21 protein-coding genes and 1 tRNA gene are annotated in these 20,789 nt (G+C 36.6%); 5 read left to right on the top strand and 17 right to left on the bottom strand.

Annotated elements, in window-relative coordinates:
• The first annotated feature begins 172 nt into the window (after positions 1-172).
• From J3U09_RS07980 to J3U09_RS07960, 5 genes are all read left to right on the top strand, one after another.
• Positions 173-475, top strand: a complete 303-nt coding sequence (locus tag J3U09_RS07980) for a hypothetical protein (protein ID WP_267332122.1) — start codon at positions 173-175, stop codon at positions 473-475.
• A gap of 90 nt (positions 476-565) precedes the next feature.
• On the top strand, positions 566-1,156 hold the full coding sequence (locus J3U09_RS07975) for a hypothetical protein (protein ID WP_220225343.1): 591 nt from the start codon (positions 566-568) through the stop codon (positions 1,154-1,156).
• A 51-nt stretch (positions 1,157-1,207) separates the two neighbouring features.
• On the top strand, positions 1,208-1,882 hold the full coding sequence (locus tag J3U09_RS07970; RefSeq protein WP_267357765.1) for a hypothetical protein: 675 nt from the start codon (positions 1,208-1,210) through the stop codon (positions 1,880-1,882).
• Positions 1,883-1,958: 76 nt separating this feature from the next.
• Positions 1,959-2,552 carry a hypothetical protein gene (locus tag J3U09_RS07965; protein ID WP_267357763.1) on the top strand — a complete coding sequence of 198 codons (594 nt, stop codon included), beginning with the start codon at positions 1,959-1,961 and terminating at the stop codon, positions 2,550-2,552.
• Between the two features lie 408 nt (positions 2,553-2,960).
• On the top strand, positions 2,961-3,920 hold the full coding sequence (locus J3U09_RS07960) for a hypothetical protein (protein WP_267357761.1): 960 nt from the start codon (positions 2,961-2,963) through the stop codon (positions 3,918-3,920).
• A gap of 15 nt (positions 3,921-3,935) precedes the next feature.
• Here the strand turns inward: J3U09_RS07960 and J3U09_RS07955 are convergent.
• From J3U09_RS07955 to glmM, 17 genes are all read right to left on the bottom strand, one after another.
• Positions 3,936-4,011, bottom strand: a tRNA-Asn gene (locus J3U09_RS07955).
• Positions 4,012-4,060: 49 nt separating this feature from the next.
• Entirely contained in the window at positions 4,061-4,663 is a 603-nt protein-coding gene (locus J3U09_RS07950) for a YiiX/YebB-like N1pC/P60 family cysteine hydrolase (protein ID WP_267357759.1), read from the bottom strand.
• Positions 4,639-5,217: a biotin transporter BioY gene (locus tag J3U09_RS07945; protein ID WP_267357756.1), complete on the bottom strand. Its 579-nt coding sequence runs from the start codon at positions 5,215-5,217 to the stop codon at positions 4,639-4,641. The genes J3U09_RS07950 and J3U09_RS07945 overlap by 25 nt, the downstream gene beginning before the upstream one ends.
• A gap of 120 nt (positions 5,218-5,337) precedes the next feature.
• On the bottom strand, positions 5,338-5,970 hold the full coding sequence (locus tag J3U09_RS07940; RefSeq protein ID WP_267357753.1) for an MBL fold metallo-hydrolase: 633 nt from the start codon (positions 5,968-5,970) through the stop codon (positions 5,338-5,340).
• A gap of 19 nt (positions 5,971-5,989) precedes the next feature.
• Positions 5,990-7,372 (bottom strand): MFS transporter, encoded by a 1,383-nt coding sequence (locus J3U09_RS07935; RefSeq protein WP_267357751.1) that lies wholly within the window; start codon positions 7,370-7,372, stop codon positions 5,990-5,992.
• Between the two features lie 112 nt (positions 7,373-7,484).
• Positions 7,485-8,450: a ketopantoate/pantoate/pantothenate transporter PanS gene (panS, locus tag J3U09_RS07930; RefSeq protein WP_267357749.1), complete on the bottom strand. Its 966-nt coding sequence runs from the start codon at positions 8,448-8,450 to the stop codon at positions 7,485-7,487.
• A gap of 43 nt (positions 8,451-8,493) precedes the next feature.
• A complete protein-coding gene (locus J3U09_RS07925; protein WP_065733587.1) occupies positions 8,494-9,285 on the bottom strand; it encodes a TatD family hydrolase in 792 nt (263 codons plus the stop codon).
• Between the two features lie 8 nt (positions 9,286-9,293).
• Positions 9,294-12,455, bottom strand: coding sequence for an exodeoxyribonuclease V subunit gamma (gene recC, locus J3U09_RS07920; RefSeq protein WP_267357747.1), 3,162 nt, complete (start codon positions 12,453-12,455; stop codon positions 9,294-9,296).
• Positions 12,456-12,718: 263 nt separating this feature from the next.
• A complete protein-coding gene (locus tag J3U09_RS07915; protein WP_065734998.1) occupies positions 12,719-13,144 on the bottom strand; it encodes a F0F1 ATP synthase subunit epsilon in 426 nt (141 codons plus the stop codon).
• A 26-nt stretch (positions 13,145-13,170) separates the two neighbouring features.
• Entirely contained in the window at positions 13,171-14,553 is a 1,383-nt protein-coding gene (atpD, locus tag J3U09_RS07910) for a F0F1 ATP synthase subunit beta (RefSeq protein ID WP_025314341.1), read from the bottom strand.
• A 47-nt stretch (positions 14,554-14,600) separates the two neighbouring features.
• A complete protein-coding gene (gene atpG / locus J3U09_RS07905) occupies positions 14,601-15,470 on the bottom strand; it encodes a F0F1 ATP synthase subunit gamma (RefSeq protein WP_065563776.1) in 870 nt (289 codons plus the stop codon).
• 14 nt (positions 15,471-15,484) lie between these two features.
• On the bottom strand, positions 15,485-17,026 hold the full coding sequence (atpA, locus tag J3U09_RS07900; protein WP_065563775.1) for a F0F1 ATP synthase subunit alpha: 1,542 nt from the start codon (positions 17,024-17,026) through the stop codon (positions 15,485-15,487).
• 11 nt (positions 17,027-17,037) lie between these two features.
• A complete protein-coding gene (gene atpH, locus J3U09_RS07895) occupies positions 17,038-17,571 on the bottom strand; it encodes a F0F1 ATP synthase subunit delta (protein ID WP_065563774.1) in 534 nt (177 codons plus the stop codon).
• A 13-nt stretch (positions 17,572-17,584) separates the two neighbouring features.
• Complete coding sequence (gene atpF, locus J3U09_RS07890; RefSeq protein WP_065563773.1) at positions 17,585-18,055, bottom strand: F0F1 ATP synthase subunit B; 471 nt, start codon at positions 18,053-18,055, stop codon at positions 17,585-17,587.
• Positions 18,056-18,079: 24 nt separating this feature from the next.
• Positions 18,080-18,316, bottom strand: a complete 237-nt coding sequence (gene atpE, locus J3U09_RS07885) for a F0F1 ATP synthase subunit C (protein ID WP_065563772.1) — start codon at positions 18,314-18,316, stop codon at positions 18,080-18,082.
• A gap of 36 nt (positions 18,317-18,352) precedes the next feature.
• A complete protein-coding gene (gene atpB, locus J3U09_RS07880; RefSeq protein ID WP_065734997.1) occupies positions 18,353-19,135 on the bottom strand; it encodes a F0F1 ATP synthase subunit A in 783 nt (260 codons plus the stop codon).
• A 246-nt stretch (positions 19,136-19,381) separates the two neighbouring features.
• Positions 19,382-20,713, bottom strand: a complete 1,332-nt coding sequence (gene glmM, locus J3U09_RS07875; RefSeq protein WP_065563770.1) for a phosphoglucosamine mutase — start codon at positions 20,711-20,713, stop codon at positions 19,382-19,384.
• Positions 20,714-20,789 lie beyond the last annotated feature (76 nt).

Genomic DNA, 20,789 nt, shown 5'->3' with positions numbered 1-20,789 from the left:
CAAAAGTTAATCAAGTAGAAAAAAGACATATTGTAAAAAATAATTGGGTAGATATTGAATATCATTATATTATTGGAAGAAAAGAATAGGGAAAAAGTAATATTTATGAAGGATATCCCCGAATTAAAGTCGAAATTCAATCAGTTCAATAAGATTATAAATGGATGACAATATGAAATTATTAAAGATCTTAATAATACTATTACTATTAATTAAAGGTTTTACCCAAATTCTTATTTGCAACGATGATCCTACTGTCTTTTTGGCGCTAAAATTGAATCCTCTTTCTGAAAATTATAATTATATTAATTATTTAAGTCACAATAGTTATTATGTTTTGTTTTCTGATGAAAATGAAATGATAGGACAAAATATCATTGATATGATTTATAAGATTCCTTTAATTCTTTATATTTCAGTTTTACTTATACTGTTTTTTTTAAAACGTAAAAATACAAAAGAGAAAACCCTATGAAGCAATTTTTACCACATATTACTTTTTGGGGTTTAAATTTTTTTGCTTTTCCTGTCAGTCGACTTAATAGTAAAAGGAAACAATTTTAAAATGAGAATATTATTACTGATTCTATTGTCTTTGGCTAACATAGCGTGTAGTCAAAAAATTGAGAGTCAACAAGCTGATGATCATGTCACTCCCATTGAATATGATTACGTAGTTACTGAGGTTTTTTTAGAGTCTCCTCCTTCTTCTACTCCTAAGGTTTCTCCTAAGATAGATTTGCAGTCTGATACGCATTTATCTGGTCAATCAGGCTATGCCTATAAACTAAAAATCAGCGATCAAGAAGAATTAATCTTCTTAAATTATATTAAAGATTACAAACTTTATTCAGAACCAAGACTAAGTAGAAATGGTGTTATATCTAAAATCGAAGGATATGAAGGATACGATGACGTATATGCAGGTATTTATTCAATTGATTTTAAAATATCTGAAAATAAACATTATGTTGAAATGGATACTATTAGCAAAGGTTATGTTGGAACATCAGAGGAACTAAACGGAAACTATCAATGTATCATTATCGATATCAAAAACTCAAAAGTTGTTAGGTCAGGGGTAGATATGTGTGACGGCGAGTGGAAAGATAATCAATGGATAAGTCAAGGAAAAGTTGAATTTGATGGCAAATGAAGTTTAAGTTCGAAAGAAAGATAAACAACTAAAAAACATGGGAATTTTAACATGAGAATATTATTACTGATTCTATTGTCTTTGGCTAATATAGCATGTAGTCAAAAAATAGAAAATCAATCAGCAGTGACTCAAACAATCCCACATTTTGATGCTACGGTTTATCAACTTATTGACCTTTTTAATAAAAAGAATTTTAAAGAAATTAACCAATATATTAATAAAGATATAGGTCTTTTCATTGTATATAATGGAAGTACCAGCCCAACAATGAGAAGAATTGAACAATTTAAATCGAATAATAAAATAACTGAAAATACAATACCCTCTTGGGTAGAAGATGAATTGCTAGGGGTTACAATATCTGGCAATCCTAAAATACAATATGAACAATATCCTCCATTTGATCCATGTAGTGAAAAAGTCACTAAACTAGGTCTGTATGCCAATCCAAAAGAAAAAAATATTGAGGCTTTAAAAATAGCGCTTGATTATTATCATTGGGAATTAAAACACTATCAATTTGAAAAAAATCCTGTTTGGGAGGAATATCAATCCATTGCCGATAAAATAGCCCCTAAAACAGTTAAAATTGTCTATATAGAAAACTTTCCAGGTACAATACCGAATCATGAAAAAAATATTTTTATATTTTATCTAACCCAATTAGATAATAAATGGTATTTATCCATTCTAGATTTTTATACTATGGATTGCAGTGCATAAAATGCGTGGTAATAAAAAAATATATCGGCAAAAATTAGACTAAATTCCTATAATACCAAAGATAAAGATGATGAAAATGAAAATAAACCGCACTACCATAAAAATTAAAAACTATTTGATTAGTTTATTTTTAGCAATTTTTTTACCATTCGGTTGTAATGCCTACGAAAATCAATATATAGATACAAAATTTGTCTATGAAGAACAATATGATCGAAATAATGATTATTTTAAATCAAAAGAGTTAGACAAGCTTTTTAATCTTAATAATGAAGACTATTTGCTTCCAGATACTTTTGGTCTTGATACAGAGTTTTATTATGTTCGACCCATTGAAATTAAAGATAATCATAAAAATTATTATATTCTCTTATATGATAAAAATGACATTTTAAGAGATGTGCTCCCCGTTGCTAATAAATATGTATATTCTATTGATGTTCGATTAGAAAATAATAAAAATGGAATTTGCTTGGGGACATTTGATGAAGAAAATGTTTTTTTTGAGATTGAAAAAATTTATGAAGTCACTAAGGAAATAAAATTAAAACCTTTACCAATTGAGACCAAAATATTGGACTGCCCTATACCTGCTGATTATAATACTGAGGATAATATAGGTATGGAAGATTACTTCAAATATGGTGTATTAGGCAATAGAAAATTATAGTTTTAAAAAAGAATTAGTTTTAAATAGTTTTATAGAAAATCAACATAAAAATCCTGAATAATGATATACCAATTTATTGCGACTAAATGATATATAATTATTTAGGATTTTTTACTATGGATTGCCGTGCATAATATGCGTGATAATAAAAAAATATATTGGCAAAAATTGTTAATATTCATAGTAATTTATCAATTAAAAATTCACCTAAAATAAAGCGGAAATAAATTCACTATTATCTGAAATTAGGTATATACTCTTCATAAATTCTGAAAACCGCACTCATATACTGCACCCGTTATTCTATACAAGCGTTTTTTAAAGTACGGGGGAGTAAAAAATGTACAAGGAATATTGGCAATGAGATTGATAATAGTATGTATAACCCTCTTATTTATGAGTAATCAAATGGCGAATAGCCAACCGATTAATAAAAATAAAAAAGACGATCTTATTACCCAAATTACGCAAGCTCCGCTTGCCAGCCCGCCAATTGGTGATAAACATGTTTTATATCCTTTTGCCACACACTGGCAACATGCAGAAACAGAAAATGAACGTTCGGGGAGTGAAAAAGCTTTTGATGAATTGGCCAGAAATTTAGATAAGCAGTCCCAATCAGAACAATCCTATAAGATCACTTTAACCCAAGAAAATTTAAAGCAGGTTGTTCAGGATTCCTATGATATCCCATTTAATATCAACGATATTTTAAACCAGAAGATTACAGTTCATGTGGAAAAAATAGCCGGCTTTCCTCAGTTTGATCTGTTTCTACTCACCACTGAGAACCTTGAGTTAGAATGCAACCATTGCGAGTATGGAAGACACCTTATTTTTCAATCCATTATATCTATCAGCTCTCATCAAATTGTGGATAGATTAGTAGCCACTTACGAATATGGAAATGATCTGGGTAGAAGCTATCGATTTTTCCATTATAACAATGGGAAAATAATTATTAGGGATCTTGGTAGTGATGAGACAGACAGTGCTGCTAATGAAAAAAGAACATACCAACTGACACCCCAAGGCAAATTCATCCGCTATTATGATACTAATGGTCCTTTTCAAAACACAGATCTTAATGATACAGAGGAAGGTTTAGTTCAAAACCATACTCGCGAGGGGGTATGGATAGAGATAACAGGCAGTAAATATGCGCCTCTAGGTATCGGTTATATTTATCTCGAATCGGAATATAAAAATGGCCTGCCTGTTGGTATTTGGAAATGTCATCAATTAGAACAACAATATAATGAACTGTATGAACCCATCTTATCCACTCGCAAAAAAGGCAAACTTTTGTACACAGAAACCTATAAAGACGGTGAGCTTGTCGAACGTAAATTTGTAACTAGGTATTAGAAGAGATGGAAAAGTTGGCTCCTCCAACAGGACTTGAACCTGTGACATACGGATTAACAGTCCGCCGTTCTACCGACTGAACTATGGAGGAACCGAAATGTAGCGCGCATATTATAGATTTAATCGCTCCATGTCAACTGTTAAATTTTTTTTACTGTATTTTTAACGCATTTATGATGATTCAGGATTGTTTTGAATAAGGCTTTTTGTCTAAGTAATTGCTGAGGGTGTGAGCCAAGTTCGCCTTGCGGGATGGGTTGTTTTTGGTAGTATTTAATCCAATAAGGAATAATTTGGCCAGTCGCAGAATCTTTGAAATTCATTGGATAGCGCTGAAAATAGTCTTCACCTGATGGGTATTTAAATGCATAAGTAATTAATTCGCTACAGTAAAATCCTTCATCTTCAGCACGGAAACTATGGTTATAGGGCAATCCTAAACACGTTTTAACTCGGGTTATTGCATTTTTTATGACTGAATCATCATAAATGGTTGCGACCAGATTATATTTAGCCCTCGCTAAAAAGTCATTAAGGGGTTGTTGAATCACGCCATGCTGTTGAGTGGCTTCTATGACGATATTATTACCAATATATAACCCAACATGGTTTATCTGTTTGATTATTTCATCCGTGTCGGCACCAGAATGCGTCACTGCGGTATTGAATTCGCTTTCTTCATTCTGGGCTTGGAAAATAATATCGCCAATTTGCATGGTTATTTGCGTGCGTGGTGGCGCCATAATGAGAACATTACGCAAGTTGCAATAATAAATTTAGCTGCATCAACACCAACGAAAGGTAAGTAGCCGACTTTTAATGCTTCGATAAGTGAAATATGCATATATCCCATTAGATAAACGACACCAAATACAAATAAGAGTTGATGTGCACAAGCAAAGGCAATTAATCCTAAAATAAAGTGACGATCGTACCCTTTTTCGGCAGCAAAACCTGCTAAATAAGCACTAAATATATAACCATACAAATAACCTGATGACGGTGAAGCTAATGCCATAATTCCACCGCTACCGTTAGCGAATAGTGGTAATCCCATTGCACCTAAAAAGAGATATTGAAGTATGGTTAATGCACCTAGTTTACGACCTAAAAAAGCGCCTATTAACAATACGGCTAACGATTGAAGTGTGAATGGTACTGGGTATGTGGGAATACTGATATTAGCTGCTAACCCTAGCAGTAGGGCCGCCCCTGTAGTTACACACAGTTTGCGTTGCCAAGATGATAAGTTAAATAGTGTATTGATATAAGTTGGATAATATGTTGTGAGTTTCATTATTTTCTACCATTAAAAGATAAACAGTAGTGCAATAATAATACAAAAATTTATAATGTAAACTCTTTTGTTTCAAAAAAGTTTACATTATTCTTTAATCTATTTAAACAAATAGTGACGTTATACTAAGTAAGGGTTAGTCATTCGTTCATTACCAAAGCTCGACATCGGGCCATGACCAGGTACAAAGATAAAATCGTCGCCTAATGGAAAGAGTTTATGGGTAATTGATGAGATCAGATCTTCATGATTTCCGCGAGGAAAGTCGGTTCGTCCAATACTGCTTTTGAACAGCACATCACCCACAAACGCAATTTTATCTTGTTTGTTAATAAATACGATATGGCCCGGAGTATGACCTGGGCAGAATAAAACATCTAAAGTGACATTTCCTACTTTTATTTGTTCACCTTCTGTTAACCAGCGATCGGGTAAAAAGCTATCAATGTGAGGAAAACCAAATTGTATGCATTGTTGTGGTAAGCCTGACAGTAAAAATTCATCTTCTTGGCTAGGGCCAATAATTTTAACGTTATAGTGTTTAGCTAATTCCACCGCTGCACCAACATGATCTAAATGACCGTGGGTAAGCAGTATTTGTTTAATATCTACATTAAGCTTTTCAACTGCTTTTTTTAGTAGTTCTGGCTCACCACCTGGGTCGATAAATGCGGCTTGATTTGTTTCATCACACCAAATAATGCTACAGTTTTCTTGAAAAGCTGTAACGGGAATGATTTGATACTGAAACATATTGTTATCTCCTTGTTGTTTAGTGCCGAGCCGTTAAATTTTGACCATCTTCTTTTGTTAATTGTGCAAAGATTATGCTTGATAGCATAGTGACAACACCTAGTATAACAAAGGATAGCTGAAATGCGTGAATAGTCGTTGTTGAGTTGCTAAATAATCTAACCAATACCGCACCAAAGCCAGTACCAAAACTGATAGCTAATTGTTGATTGACCGCCATTAAACTATTGCCACTGCTAGTGTTTTCGCCTTGTAGGTTAGCTAAAGTTATACTATTCATTGAGGTAAATTGCATTGAGTTAACGCCACCAATACAAAATAGTAAAATACCTAATATGACTAGTGGTGTGGTTAAATTTAATAATGACAGTAAAAGAATCAATATTCCCGCTAAAATAGTATTTGCAACCAGCACAAAACGATAGCCTAATCGAGCCAATAATTTGGTAATAAAAAATCGCGTAAAAATTGAAGCGATCGCCATTGGTACTAACATCATTCCGGCAAACATGGCTGAATAGCCAAATCCAACCTGTAAAAATAACGGAATAAGAAAAGGTACACCTGAAATACCTAAGCGACAAACTAAATTCCCGATAATGCCAATTTTGAATGTACGGATATTGAATAATGAGAGTGGAAACAGCGGTGCTTGTCTCTTTTGGGCGTAGCTACGATAAATAAAGAGAAATACGATGCTAATAATAGCAAGCGATAGCGGTAAATAATATTGTTGACCTTCATTTAAACATTCAATACTCAGCGTCGCGCTGATGAAGGTTATAACAATAAAAATAAATCCAAATGCGTCAAAAGGCATATGTTCACCTTTTAGGTTCGGCATATATTTTAAGCTGACAAGCACGCCTAAAATACCAATGGGCAAATTAATCAAAAAGACCCAATGCCAACTTACCATATCAACCAAATAACCACCTAAAACAGGTCCGAGTACCGGTCCAATTAATCCGGGAATGGTGGCAGTATTTAATGCGGATAAAAACTCATTACGTTTAAATGCCTTAATTAAAACCAAACGGGAAACGGGGACCATCATTGAGCCACCAATGCCTTGAATCACTCTTGATATATCTAAGAATATTAACGAATTAGATAGCGCACAAAGCAATGATCCTAATGTAAAGAGTGCGACCGCCATGACAAACACGTTTTTGGTACCAAATTTGTCAGATAAAAACCCACTTACCGGAATAAATAGTGCCAAGGTTAATGCGTAACAAATTACCGCTGATTGCATATTTAATGGTGATTCATTGAGATCTTTAGCCATGGTTGGCAGCGCAGTATTTAAAATCGAGGTATCAAGCGATTGCATAAAAAAAGCAAAGGCTGCAATCCAAGGTAATATTCGATAGACAAAAGGAGGTAATTCGCGATTCATTTTATTCAGCCTAATATTATTAAATTGCACGAACGATATGCTTAGCGCTAAGATTATGCTCTCTTACCTTTATGATTGGGTAAGAGAGCCCATGAATGCTATTTTATGATAATTAATTATTAGCTTTTTTCTTATTTTTAACCGGTTTGCCTTGCCAATAACCCGCCAAGAGTGAGCCAGAAATATTGTGCCAAACAGAAAATACCGCAGCTGGCAGTGCTGATAAAGCTGAAAAATAGGTGGTACCCAGTGTTGCAGCTAACGCTGAGTTTTGCATTCCCACTTCTAAAGACATGGTTCGGCAGGTCGATTCATCAAATCCAAATAAACGTCCTCCCCAATAACCACCTAACAAACCAATTCCATTATGGATGATTACTGCAAAAATGACCGTGATACCGACTTGACCAATGAGCGCATGGCTACCCGCTACCACTATGCAAATAATTAATAAAATACATAACATTGAGAGTAATGGTAGGAAGCGCTCACATTTTTTTACTACTGAATATAAAAAGTGGTGAACAATTAATCCCAATAATATTGGAACAAGTACTATTTGGACAATATGCACTAACATATCCCATACTGGTACTTCAACAGTGGTGCCGACTAATAGTAGTGTAAGTAGTGGGGTGACCACGACACCAACAAGTGTTGATACTGATGAGATGGTGACCGATAAAGCCACATCACCTTTAGCCAGATAAATCATTACATTCGAGGCGGTTCCACTCGCAACACTACCAACTAAAACCATGCCAACTAATAACTCAGGTCGCATGGTAAATAATTTAGATAAGATCAATGCGGTTAGTGGCATAACAATATAATGCAGTAGGGTGCAAATTATTACCGCTTTAGGTTTGGTAACGACGCGTTTAAAATCATCAATACTTAACGTTACGCCCATGGTAAACATGACAAACATTAATAGTTGTGATGTATGAGGGCGAACTGGTAGGAATACGTTAGGTAAAAAATAGGCGATTATTGCGCAAAGCATTGCCCATAGAGGAAATAATCGAGTAAGTGAAATAAGGGATTGTACAAATAACTGACTATAGCGTCGAGACATAAGCACCACCTTGTGGCTGAATAATTTTTTAATAATTATATGGTTAAGTTTGATTTAGTATTTCCATTTTATTGATTCTATTAAATAGCGTCAAGGTATTTGTTAGAATTGTGTCGCGTATTTCTATCGGATTTTCAGGACGTAATTGACAAAGAATCTTAAAAATATCGACAATATTTTCTGGTCGATTGATTTGTCCTTGCCGGCCACTTAACGGCATGTCAGGTGCATCGGTTTCTAACACTAAACTTTCGAGCGGTAATTTGGCGATGGTTTGACGAGTTTTATTGGCTCGCGCATAGCTTATTACGCCACCCACACCAATGTAATAGCCTAATTTAACAAATTGCATGGCTTGTTGATAACTTCCAGAAAAACCGTGGATCACGCCACGACAGGGTAAATTGGCTTGATGTAATTCATGATAGATAACATCGTGTGTTTTGCGGGAATGGACTAAAACCGGTAGATCAAAGCGCTTGGCTATAGTCAATTGTGCTCGGAAAAAATCAAGTTGCTGTTGCCACGCAATCGAGTTGTCATAACGATCCAAACCGATTTCGCCAATAGCGACTATTTTTTTTGAGTGAGTACTAACTTTATCTACTAATATTTCAAGGTCAGTAGGGGAGTGTTGATATATAGGATGTAGGCCAAGTGCAGCATAAAGTTCATGATACTGTCCGCTGAGTTGCAAAATTTGGCTAAAATGATCAGCACATACGGCCGGAATAATTAAACCAGTAATCTGAGCTTGGCGAATGTGGTTGATTGAATTATCTAAATCGGTAACAAAAGCAGGAAAATTGAAATGGCAATGTGTATCAATAAACATAATGCCTCCTATTCTTCGACTTGATGTAATAATACCGGTAATAAAAATCGTTGAGCAAGATGGGTTATTTGCTCAATTAATTCATTGTTCAACTCAGGGTATAATCTTGCGTAATAACTATCACATTCAGCGGAGTGAAATTGTCCACCTTGCCATGCATTTAATAATTTACTGATGGCTTTTTCACTCGGCTCAATTTCTGCTGTTTTTGAATTATATGCGGTAATTAACCAACTCCAAGCACTTTGTAATGGTAACAACATCGGTTGATTAATACCTTGTATATAACCGTCAACTAAATCAGTTAGTATTGTTAATGCTTGGTTAGCGTCAATGTGTGAAAAACGCCATTGGTTGTCTTCTCGCCCATATAATCGACTTTGGCTTTTATCTGTATTTAAAATACAATAAATTAAATGGTCAATCCATAATGATATACCATCACGGATAGAGAGATTAGTCGGTCGCCAAGTTAAAATGCCATCTTGTTGAACATGAGTTAACCATCCTTGTAATTGATAATGTTGTTTATCTATCGAAATGGTTAAATTCACCTCTGACGTTGAAAGATCGGTTCGCTCTTTAATGATTTTGTTGGCTAATGGCTGTAATAATTCACATTGTTCATCATAAATAATCTCACCAAAAGCTCCATCTGGTAATTCACCCGTCAATGTTAGGCGTTGATACAAATTATCAGTTGAGTCCTTAGTGATCATCTCATTTAGAATCTGTAAATTGAGTTGATAGCGTTTCAAGCTATCTAGGCTAAAGTTTTCGGCATCGGGTAATGTGTCATCTAAATAATTGATATAAAAATTAAAGCGTTTTTGTAAAAAAAATCGAATAGAGTGTTGATAAAATCGCTTTAGTTCATCCAAATTGATGTTATCAACAACCATATTGGTGATATCACTGATAAATGATTGGCTTTCCCCTGCTTTTAACGCTGCTGGTAACCACTCATCGGCATAACTTCTGGGCTCATTTAAGAAATTTAGCGGATTAAATGGGGTGCGGGTATGCAATGTTTTTAATTTATCTATTAGTTGATTTTTTTTAGTGGAATTTTCATCCGTTGCATAATACTGCACAATATAATCCCAAAGTTCATCAACCAATACCGATGGATAACGTTCGCTATCATCTTTCATATCACGGCCAATATAACTGATATAGAGTTGATTTTGTGCCGATAAAATAGCTTCTAAAAATAGATAACGATCATCAATGCGTCGACTACGATCGCCGCGTCTTGGATTTTGTGCAATTAAATCAAAATCTAAAGGTAATGATGTTCTTGGGTAGTCACCATCGTTCATACCTAATAAACAAACCAATTTAAACGGAATAGAACGCATTGGCATCATAGTACAAAAGTTTATTTTACCAACTAAGAATCGATGTGCTAAGTGGTTTTGTTCCAATCGGGTTTGCATTGCATCATGTAAGACGGTTATCGAAATATTGTCGGTAAAATTGGCATTTAAACCACTGCTGATCAGTTTTTCCCACTCTTCTTGGATCATGAGTAAAATTGATTCACGCGATGTATTGCTAACAAAGAAGTCATTGATAAGCTCAATACAGCAACTTTGCCATTCAGATAACGGTTTGTCTTCACTTAAAATATTTAGCCATTTACGTACAGATTTTATAAATTCTGCTAATTGGCCGATTAATTCGGCATCTAATCCTGTAGCCCCATCATAAGGTAATATCTGTTGCCAGCCACCTTGTTCACTATTCATGGTGTAACCAAGTAGTAAGCGCTCAAGACCAAATAGCCAACTGTGAGCATTTTCGAGACCAAAACGAATGCCAGACTCAATAATCCAGGTATGTAATAAAGTTAGTTGTGGCTCACTTATGGCAAATTTTTCAGCAATTGCTGGGATTTCTAGCAGGTTAAATAACTCTTCGGCAGTAAAGCGGCTTTCAGTAAAGTTTAAGATAGCAAAAAATCCTTGCACAATTGGATCGATGTTACGCGCTTTTTGATCGGAAATGGTAAATGGTAAATGACGTTGTCCTTCAGCATTTCCAAATACGGATCGAATATAAGGTACATACTTATCAATATCTGAAACCATGACAATACAATCACGTAATTCCAGTGTTGGATCGGCATCAAATGCCGATAATAGATAATCATAAAGTACTTCGACTTCCCGCTGTTCGCTATGACAAGCATGAAATGTTATCGATCTATCTTGGTTATCGATTTCATCTACTGGTGCTTCACGGTAGAGCTCTAAAATATCTTGCTGAATAGCATGTAATAGACAATTACGTTCATTGTCGACAAAGAGATCAATATCCTGCTTATTTTGAAACTCTTGCAATAAAAATAGGTTATCTCGTCCCAATTTTCCCCACGATGTCAGTAGTGGGTTTTGTGTATCCGATATTTCAACAATATCTCCCCAATACCATTTACAAGGGTTGTTAAACATGAGGTGAACGTCTATATGTTGTCCAAGTGCGGATAATAGTGATAGATAAATTGGGGGCAAAGAGGTGATGCCAAAAATATAAATCCGCTTAGGTAAATTGTTTAATCGGGCGCGATCAAAGTCACTATCTAACATAATCTCTAACATTTGTTGATAAATGTTAGCACGATGATAGGGTTGGCTAATCGAGATGAGTTGACGCCATAATTCCGCTTGCCACTTCTCATCCGGGTGGTTGTTTAATTCAGCCACTGTTTGATTGGCTTCCCATTTGGCTAGCCAGTCTGGGCGATAAACTAAATACTGGTCAAATAATTTTGCTATACGAGTTGCTAATTGGTACTGTTTTCGTTCTTCTTTATCAATATCAAGATAATATTTGATTGTTTCAAATTCTGGCCGCTCAATAATTTTTGGCAATAGATAATATAAACGCCAAGTCATTGATTCGACATTATAACTATTTTCAATTGGTGCCTCAGGCAGAAGGGCTTGGTATAACTGCCAAATAAATTGACTCGGAAAGGGAAAATCAACATTAGCCACAATACCAAGATCGTTAGCCAATTCAATTTGTAACCACTGCGCCATCCCTTGGCTTTGCACAATGACCATATCAGGTGTAAACACCTGTTCTAGAGGGTCTCTGCGCATTAATTCGCTGACTAATGATTTGAGTAAATCGACTTGATTTGAATGATAAATAGTAAACATGGTTACATTAGTTTTAAGATAATTAAATTGATTATCGCCGATTGTTATTAATAAATCCAGTTACCTATAGGCGGTGTTTTTTATATCGTAATAATTCTTATAATATCCAACTCGCTTTTGTAAAAAAAGTTGAGGAACGGGGTTTTTGAAGGGGAAAGTTGTGTTTTTTCGTTATCAAATGATGCGATTAAGTCGCTAATAAAAAAGGCTACAATTTATTAATTTGTAACCTTTATTGCTTTGTTGAATGATCAACGTATATTTTATTGACCCATACGACGCGTTAATTCGATAACACGTATTTTTGCTAAGGCTTTTGACAGTTCAGCAGATGCTTGAGCAAAAGACATATCATCGCTTGGGTGATTGATGTGTTCTTGTGCTTGTCTTACTGCTTCTTGCGCCCTTGCTTCATCTAAGTCTTCACCACGAATAGCGGTATCAGCTAAGATTGTGACCAAAGTTGGTTGTACTTCTAGAATACCACCTGATAGATAGATAAACTCTTCTTCACCATTGGCTTTTACAATCCCGACCATTCCCGGCTTTATGGTGGTCAGTAACGGAGTGTGACCGGGATAAATTCCGAGTTCACCTTCTCGCCCTGTGACTCTGATTCGCTGAACATCACCTGAAAAAAGGTGAGATTCAGCACTAACAACTTCTAATTGATAGGAAGTTAGTGCCATAATGCTCTCTCCGTTCTATAAATCTCTTAGAGAGATTTTGCTTTCTCAATCGCTTCGTCGATTGAACCAACCATATAAAATGCCTGTTCAGGAATATGGTCATAATCACCGTTCATAATACCTTTAAATGCACTGATGGTGTCTTTTAATGGTACGTATTTACCTGGTGAACCAGTGAACACTTCCGCAACGAAGAATGGTTGAGATAAGAAACGTTGAATCTTACGTGCACGAGCAACAGTTAATTTATCATCTTCCGATAATTCATCCATACCAAGAATTGCAATGATATCTTTTAACTCTTGATAACGTTGAAGAATTGACTGTACGCCACGAGCACAATCGTAATGTTCTTGACCAACAACAAGTGGATCTAATTGACGACTTGTTGAGTCAAGTGGGTCAACCGCAGGGTAAATACCTAATGATGCGATTTGACGACTTAATACGATTGTTGCATCCAAGTGAGCAAAGGTTGTTGCCGGTGATGGGTCAGTTAAGTCATCGGCTGGTACGTATACTGCTTGGATTGAGGTAATTGAACCGGTTTTAGTTGAGGTGATACGTTCTTGTAATAACCCCATCTCTTCTGCTAATGTCGGTTGGTAACCTACCGCAGATGGCATACGACCTAATAGTGCAGATACTTCAGTACCGGCTAAGGTATAACGGTAAATATTATCGATAAATAATAGTACGTCTTTACCTTCGTCACGGAATTTTTCCGCCATGGTTAAGCCAGTTAACGCTACGCGTAAACGGTTCCCTGGTGGCTCATTCATCTGACCATAAACTAACGATACTTTATCAAGTACGTTTGATTCTTTCATTTCATGATAGAAGTCGTTACCTTCACGAGTACGTTCACCCACACCAGTAAATACTGAGTAACCTGAGTGCTCGATCGCGATGTTACGAATTAATTCCATCATGTTAACGGTTTTACCTACACCCGCACCACCAAATAGACCAACTTTACCACCTTTTGCAAATGGACAAATTAAGTCGATAACTTTGATACCGGTTTCAAGTAATTCTGTTGAGTTAGCCAACTCTTCGTATGTTGGTGCTGCACGGTGAATCGCCCAACGCTCTTCTTCACCAATAGGACCTGCTTTATCAACAGGATCACCAAGTACGTTCATAATTCGGCCAAGTGTTTTTGTTCCTACAGGAACTTCTATGCCGTGACCTGTATTTACTACTTTAAGTCCACGTCTTAAACCATCAGATGAGCCCATTGCAATACAACATACAACGCCACCACCTAATTGTTGCTGAACTTCCAGAACTAATTTTTCAGTGCCAGTTTCCACTTCTAATGCATCATATACCTTTGGTACTGCATCTTCTGGGAATTCGACATCAACCACCGCACCGATGATCTGGACAATCTTTCCAGTAGCCATTTTTATTCCTCTACGTCTTTTTCTTAACTATAAGCCAATATTTAGCACTAACCTGAAACAGCAGCTGCACCCGATACAATATCAATTAATTCGTTGGTAATCGCACCTTGACGTGCTTTGTTATACACAATTTGTAATTCATTAATTAAATTTGCACCGTTATCGGTTGCTGCTTTCATGGCCACCATTCTTGCTGCTTGTTCACTCGCTAAATTGTCAACCACCGCTTGATAGACTTGTGATTCAATATAACGACGTAAAATCACATCTAATAATGATTTTGCATCTGGCTCATAAATATAATCCCATGATGAAGCTTTTAGCTCTTTATCTTCTGAATGTGGTAATGGTAATAATTGCTGTATTGTCGGCTTTTGGGACATGGTATTAATAAATTTATTGGTTACTATATATAATTTATCAATTTTACCGTTGTCATATGCCTCAAGCATTGTTTTTACCGGACCAATTAAATCAGATAAAGTGGGTTCGTCACCTAAATTAGTTACTTGGGTTAAAATATTCGTTTTTACTGAAGAGAAAAACGATACCCCACGTGAACCAATTAAAGCCACATCTGCTTCAACACCTTTCTCTTGCCATGCTGACATATCAGCAATGACAGTTTTGAAAAGATTGATATTTAATCCACCACATAAACCACGATCGGTTGATATGATAAGATAGCCAACTCGCTTTACATCTCTTTCTTCTAAATAGGGATGTTTGGCGCCTATTTGAGCTAACGCTAAATGTCCAATTACTTCGCGAATCATTTCAGCATATGGACGACTAGCAGCCATTCTGTCCTGCGTTTTACGCATTTTAGAGTTGGCTACCATTTCCATCGCTTTGGTGATCTTTTGCGTACTTTGGATACTGGCAATTTTCGTTCTAATCTCTTTTGCATTAGCCATTTGTTACCTCACCCTTACCAAGTTTGAGTTGATTTAAAGCTTTCAAGCAATGCTTTTAACTTACTTTCAATCTCATCGTTGTAATTGCCTGTCTCGTCGATCTGTTTTACAAAATCGGCATATTGACTATGGGCATACGATAGAAGTGCTGTTTCAAATGATAATACTTTAGCAAGTTCAACATCTTCTAGATAACCACGCTCAGCGGCATAAAGTACAATTGATTGCTCTGCAACAGTCATTGGTGAATATTGCTTTTGTTTGAGTAATTCAGTTACTTTTTCACCGTGGCTTAATTGGTTTCTTGTTGCTTCGTCTAAGTCAGATGCAAATTGTGAGAAAGCGGCTAATTCACGATATTGTGCAAGTGCTGTACGAATACCGCCTGATAATTTTTTCATTATCTTAGTTTGAGCCGCACCACCTACACGAGAAACCGAGATACCTGGGTTTACCGCAGGACGGATACCCGAGTTGAATAAGCTAGTTTCAAGGAAGATCTGACCATCTGTAATCGAAATTACGTTAGTTGGTACGAATGCAGAAACGTCACCCGCTTGAGTTTCGATAATTGGTAACGCAGTTAATGAACCGGTTTTACCTTTTACTTCGCCTTTAGTGAACTCTTCAACATAAGCTTCGTTAACACGAGCTGCACGTTCAAGTAAACGTGAGTGAAGATAGAACACGTCACCAGGATAAGCTTCACGTCCAGGTGGGCGACGAAGTAGTAATGAAATTTGACGATAAGCAACGGCTTGTTTCGATAAATCATCATAAACAATTAGTGCATCTTGTCCGCGGTCACGGAAGTATTCTCCCATAGCACAACCCGCGTAAGGTGCTAAGTATTGTAATGCTGCTGATTCAGATGCTGATGCAACAACCACAATGGTATTTTTAAGTGCACCGTGCTCTTCAAGTTTACGCACTACGTTAGCAATAGTTGATTGTTTTTGACCGATTGCGACGTAAATACATTTAACACCAGAATCACGTTGATTAATAATGGCGTCGATGGCTAATGCGGTTTTACCGGTTTGACGGTCACCGATGATAAGTTCACGTTGACCACGACCAATTGGAATCATTGAGTCAACCGCTTTATAACCAGTTTGTAACGCTTGGTCAACAGATTGACGATCGATAACGCCTGGCGCAACAACTTCTACAGGTGAGAAGCCGTCATGTTGAATCGAACCTTTACCATCAATTGGTTCACCAAGTGTGTTAATAACACGGCCTAATAAACCATCACCTACTGGTACCTGTAAAATACGGCCAGTACATTGTACTTTCATCCCTTCAGATAAGTCTTCGTATGGTCCCATGACCACCGCACCAACAGAATCTCTTTCAAGGTTTAATGCCATTGCATATCGGTTACCTGGCAATGCAATCATTTCGCCTTGCATGACATCAGTTAATCCGTGGATTCGAAGGATACCATCACTTACTGAGATGATCGTTCCTTCATTGTGAGCATCACTCACAATATTGAACTGAGCTATCCGCTCTTTAATTAGTTCACTTATTTCAGTTGAATTTAGCTGCATTATCAGTCCCCTTAAGACTGTAGAACGTCATTTAGTCGATTTAGACGTCCTCTGATACTACTATCAATAACCATATCGCCCGTACGAATAATAAAACCAGAAATGAGCGATTTATCAATATGACATTTTAGTTTTACTTTTCGTGATAAACGTTTTTCGACAGCGACAGAAATTTTATCAAGTTGTTCACTAGTAAGCTCATTGGCAGAAATTACATCAACGTCTGCTTGCGCTTCTCTTTCTAAACAGTATTGCTCAAACAATGTTAACACTTCAGGAAGAAGGGATAAGCGTTTGTTTTCAGCCATCACTTTAATAAAATTAGTGCTAAACTCATCAAGTACATCTTTACAGATGTTGATGAGTAAGTTAGCCACTGAATCGGTTTTCATGTCAGATGTTAAAATGCTTTTTATTTGAGCATCTTTGCTCACTTCAGCAGTTAACACTAACATTTTGTGCCATGATTCGATGCTATTTTTTTCAACAGCAAAGTCGAAAGCGGCTTTAGCATAAGGGCGAGCAATCGTAATTAAGTCAGCCATTGCTCTATTCTCCTTATAGTTCAGCTACGAGTTTATCAATGATGTCGCTGTTAGCGGCTTCATTAACAGAACGTTCAATAATTTTTTCTGCACCGGCAATAGCGAGTGTAGCGACTTGTTGTTTAAGCTCTTCACGAGCGCGTTTACGCTCAGCCTCAACTTCAGCAAGTCCTTGAGCAACAATCCTTTCTTTTTCACGAGTAGCTTCTTGTTTAGCTTCTTCTAGAATGGCTGCTTTGCGTTTATTCGCTTGCTCAATAATTGCATTAGCCTCAACCTTAGCCTGTTGCATTATGTCAGATGTATTTGCTTTGGCTAATTCCAAATCTTTTTTTGCTGTTTCTGCTGAAGCTAATCCTTCCGCTATCTCTTTTTGGCGTTTTTCAATCGCTCGGATAACCGGAGGCCAAACAAACTTCATACAGAACCAAACAAACAATACAAATGTAATTGCTTGGCCGAGGAGAGTTGCGTTCATATTCATGAGACAATTCCTCTTAAATTATTATTAACCAGCAACAGCAAAAATAACATATAGCGCAATACCCACACAAATCATAGGAATCGCATCAACTAAGCCCATAACGATAAAGAATTGTGTACGTAACATAGGCATTAATTCTGGTTGACGAGCAGCACCTTCTAAGAATTTACCACCTAATAGACCGATACCAACTGCACCACCGATTGCAGCTAATCCCATCATTATGCCAGCGGCTACAAATAACATACTCATACTATCCATTATATACTCCAGTTTATTATCTAAAAAAAGTTAAAATTAATGATCTTCTGTTGTTGAGGCCATCGCTAAATAGACGATAGTCAACACCATAAAAATAAATGCTTGTAAGGTGATTATCAAAATATGGAAGATAGCCCACGGTAGTGATAATACCCATTGTGACCACCAAGGTAATAATGCTGCTATTAAGATGAAGATAAGTTCACCAGCATACATGTTACCGAAGAGTCGTAATCCTAAAGAAACAGGTTTAGCCAATAAGCTAACAAGTTCAAGGACTAAATTGATTGGTGCAAATGCCCAATGATTAAATGGATGCAAGGTGTATTCTTTAATAAACCCTGAAATCCCTTTATATTTGATTGAATAAATGATGATAAGTGCAAAGACACCGAGTGACATTGACATTGTGATACTCACGTCAGCTGTCGGTACGACTCTTAAATGAGATAGACCTAAATATTGTCCCGCATAAGGTAGGAAATCAACAGGGATTAGATCCATTAAGTTCATTAAAAATACCCAGATAAACACAGTAAGTGCTAAAGGGGCAATGAGTTTATTTTGACCTGTGAACATGTCTTTGACAGTATTATTTACAAATTCAAAGATCATCTCTACCGCACATTGAAGTTTACCTGGTACGCCACTCGTCGCTTTCCTTGCTACACGATGGAAAATCCATAAGAAAAGCACACCAAGTACAATTGAGAAGAACAAGGAATCAAGATTAAAGGTCCAAAAACCAGAACCAACTTGTAAGTTCTCCAGATGGTGTTTTATATAAGCTTGCGGTGAAGCTGGAGAGGAAACTGCCATATAACCCTCTTACCTATTTTAAAAATAAAAACTACAGTTTGTTTTTGCCTTAAAAGGTATAAACAATCACTGCAATAACCGAAGCTATTATTTTAAACCTAATTCCCTATAATAAGTCAACAACTGATTAAAAAAATAAAGAATTTAGACACTTTTTACTAATTTTGTGTAAAGAATAACAGCTTTACCGCTCACTTTATTAGAAATATTGTTCATCAATAGCTTAATTAATGATGAAAAAACAGGCTAATTTGATGCTTTAACTGCATTGGCAATTTGTTCCGCTAATTTTTGCACTTGAGAGTGATTACTACCTTCTACCATTACGCGGATAAGCGGTTCGGTGCCGGATTTGCGTATCAATACCCGACCTTCATTGCCAAGTTGCGTTTCTGCCTGTTCAATTGCAGATTTGACCGCAGCATTGGCTAATGGGTTTCCTGTATAACGAACGTTAATTAATATTTGTGGTAGCATGGTCATGCCTTGACATAATTCAGCGAGCGACATGTTATTTCTTATCATTGCCGCCAGAACTTGTAAGCCTGCAACAATACCATCGCCTGTTGTGGTTTTATCAAGTAAAAGGACATGGCCTGAATTTTCTGCGCCTAATCGCCAATTTTTTTCAACCAGCATTTCAAGCACATAACGGTCCCCCACTTTTGCTCGTACAAATGGGATGCCAAGATTTTTAAGGGCGATTTCAAGTCCCATGTTGCTCATCAAGGTTCCGACAACGCCACCTTTAAGTTGACCTTGCCTTAAGGCTTCACGAGCAATAATGTAAATAATTAAATCACCATCAATTCTATTGCCTTTATGATCGACCATAATGATGCGGTCACCATCACCATCAAGAGCAAAGCCCAAGTCAGCTTTTTCTTCAAGGACAGTTTTAGTTAATGCTTTTACATCAGTAGCACCACAGTTTTCATTAATATTGACTCCATCCGGTTCGCAACCAATTTTTATTACTTTAGCACCAAGTTCTCGAAGTACTTTTGGGGCAATGTGGTAAGTGGCTCCGTTGGCACAATCCACAACAACTTTTAGTCCTGATAGACTTAAGTCGTGATCAAAGGTGCTTTTACAAAATTCGATGTATCGGCCAGCTGCATCGGTTATTCGGCTTGCTCGGCCAAGTTGTTTTGATTCAACACAGTCGATCTGTTTTTCAAGCTCGGCTTCGATTTCTAATTCAATGGCGTCATCGAGTTTTCGCCCTTCAGTTGAGAAAAATTTAATACCGTTATCATAAAAAGGGTTGTGGGAGGCCGATATGACTACACCCGCATCAGCCCGAAATGTGCGAGTTAGATAAGCAATGGCAGGTGTTGGCATTGGTCCAGTAAAAGCAGCAGCGACGCCCGCAGAGGCAAATCCTGCTTCTAAAGCTGATTCAAGCATATAACCTGAAATACGAGTATCTTTACCGATGAGGACTTTTTTAACACCATCTTTAGCCAGTACTCGTCCTGCTGCCCAGCCTAACTTGAGGGCGAAATCAGGCGTGATAGGATATTCTCCAACTTTTCCACGAATACCATCTGTCCCAAAATATTTCCGATTAGACATGTTATTTCCTCATACTAAAGTTTTTTATTTGACCAATTGCCTTTCTTATAAGTCGTTTTTTATCCTATAAAAGGAA

This window comes from Gilliamella sp. B2889 (assembly GCF_026536885.1).
Taxonomy (GTDB): domain Bacteria; phylum Pseudomonadota; class Gammaproteobacteria; order Enterobacterales; family Orbaceae; genus Gilliamella; species Gilliamella apicola_E.
The sequence above is the reverse complement of the archived record's forward strand: the minus strand, read 5'-3'. Positions and strand labels throughout refer to the sequence as shown.

Excerpts from the sequence above, each read along its gene's own strand:
- atpA (WP_065563775.1), bottom strand. The coding sequence starts at position 17,026 with ATGCAGCTAAATTCAACTGAAATAAGTGAACTAATTAAAGAGCGGATA.
- J3U09_RS07945 (WP_267357756.1), bottom strand. The coding sequence starts at position 5,217 with ATGAAACTCACAACATATTATCCAACTTATATCAATACACTATTTAAC.
- atpG (WP_065563776.1), bottom strand. The coding sequence starts at position 15,470 with ATGGCTAATGCAAAAGAGATTAGAACGAAAATTGCCAGTATCCAAAGT.
- recC (WP_267357747.1), bottom strand. The coding sequence starts at position 12,455 with ATGTTTACTATTTATCATTCAAATCAAGTCGATTTACTCAAATCATTA.
- J3U09_RS07970 (WP_267357765.1), top strand. The coding sequence starts at position 1,208 with ATGAGAATATTATTACTGATTCTATTGTCTTTGGCTAATATAGCATGT.
- atpB (WP_065734997.1), bottom strand. The coding sequence starts at position 19,135 with ATGGCAGTTTCCTCTCCAGCTTCACCGCAAGCTTATATAAAACACCAT.
- J3U09_RS07915 (WP_065734998.1), bottom strand. The coding sequence starts at position 13,144 with ATGGCACTAACTTCCTATCAATTAGAAGTTGTTAGTGCTGAATCTCAC.
- J3U09_RS07960 (WP_267357761.1), top strand. The coding sequence starts at position 2,961 with ATGGCGAATAGCCAACCGATTAATAAAAATAAAAAAGACGATCTTATT.
- J3U09_RS07975 (WP_220225343.1), top strand. The coding sequence starts at position 566 with ATGAGAATATTATTACTGATTCTATTGTCTTTGGCTAACATAGCGTGT.
- J3U09_RS07935 (WP_267357751.1), bottom strand. The coding sequence starts at position 7,372 with ATGAATCGCGAATTACCTCCTTTTGTCTATCGAATATTACCTTGGATT.
- panS (WP_267357749.1), bottom strand. The coding sequence starts at position 8,450 with ATGTCTCGACGCTATAGTCAGTTATTTGTACAATCCCTTATTTCACTT.
- J3U09_RS07980 (WP_267332122.1), top strand. The coding sequence starts at position 173 with ATGAAATTATTAAAGATCTTAATAATACTATTACTATTAATTAAAGGT.
- atpH (WP_065563774.1), bottom strand. The coding sequence starts at position 17,571 with ATGGCTGACTTAATTACGATTGCTCGCCCTTATGCTAAAGCCGCTTTC.
- J3U09_RS07965 (WP_267357763.1), top strand. The coding sequence starts at position 1,959 with ATGAAAATAAACCGCACTACCATAAAAATTAAAAACTATTTGATTAGT.
- glmM (WP_065563770.1), bottom strand. The coding sequence starts at position 20,713 with ATGTCTAATCGGAAATATTTTGGGACAGATGGTATTCGTGGAAAAGTT.
- J3U09_RS07950 (WP_267357759.1), bottom strand. The coding sequence starts at position 4,663 with ATGGCGCCACCACGCACGCAAATAACCATGCAAATTGGCGATATTATT.
- J3U09_RS07925 (WP_065733587.1), bottom strand. The coding sequence starts at position 9,285 with ATGTTTATTGATACACATTGCCATTTCAATTTTCCTGCTTTTGTTACC.
- atpE (WP_065563772.1), bottom strand. The coding sequence starts at position 18,316 with ATGGATAGTATGAGTATGTTATTTGTAGCCGCTGGCATAATGATGGGA.
- J3U09_RS07940 (WP_267357753.1), bottom strand. The coding sequence starts at position 5,970 with ATGTTTCAGTATCAAATCATTCCCGTTACAGCTTTTCAAGAAAACTGT.
- atpF (WP_065563773.1), bottom strand. The coding sequence starts at position 18,055 with ATGAATATGAACGCAACTCTCCTCGGCCAAGCAATTACATTTGTATTG.
- atpD (WP_025314341.1), bottom strand. The coding sequence starts at position 14,553 with ATGGCTACTGGAAAGATTGTCCAGATCATCGGTGCGGTGGTTGATGTC.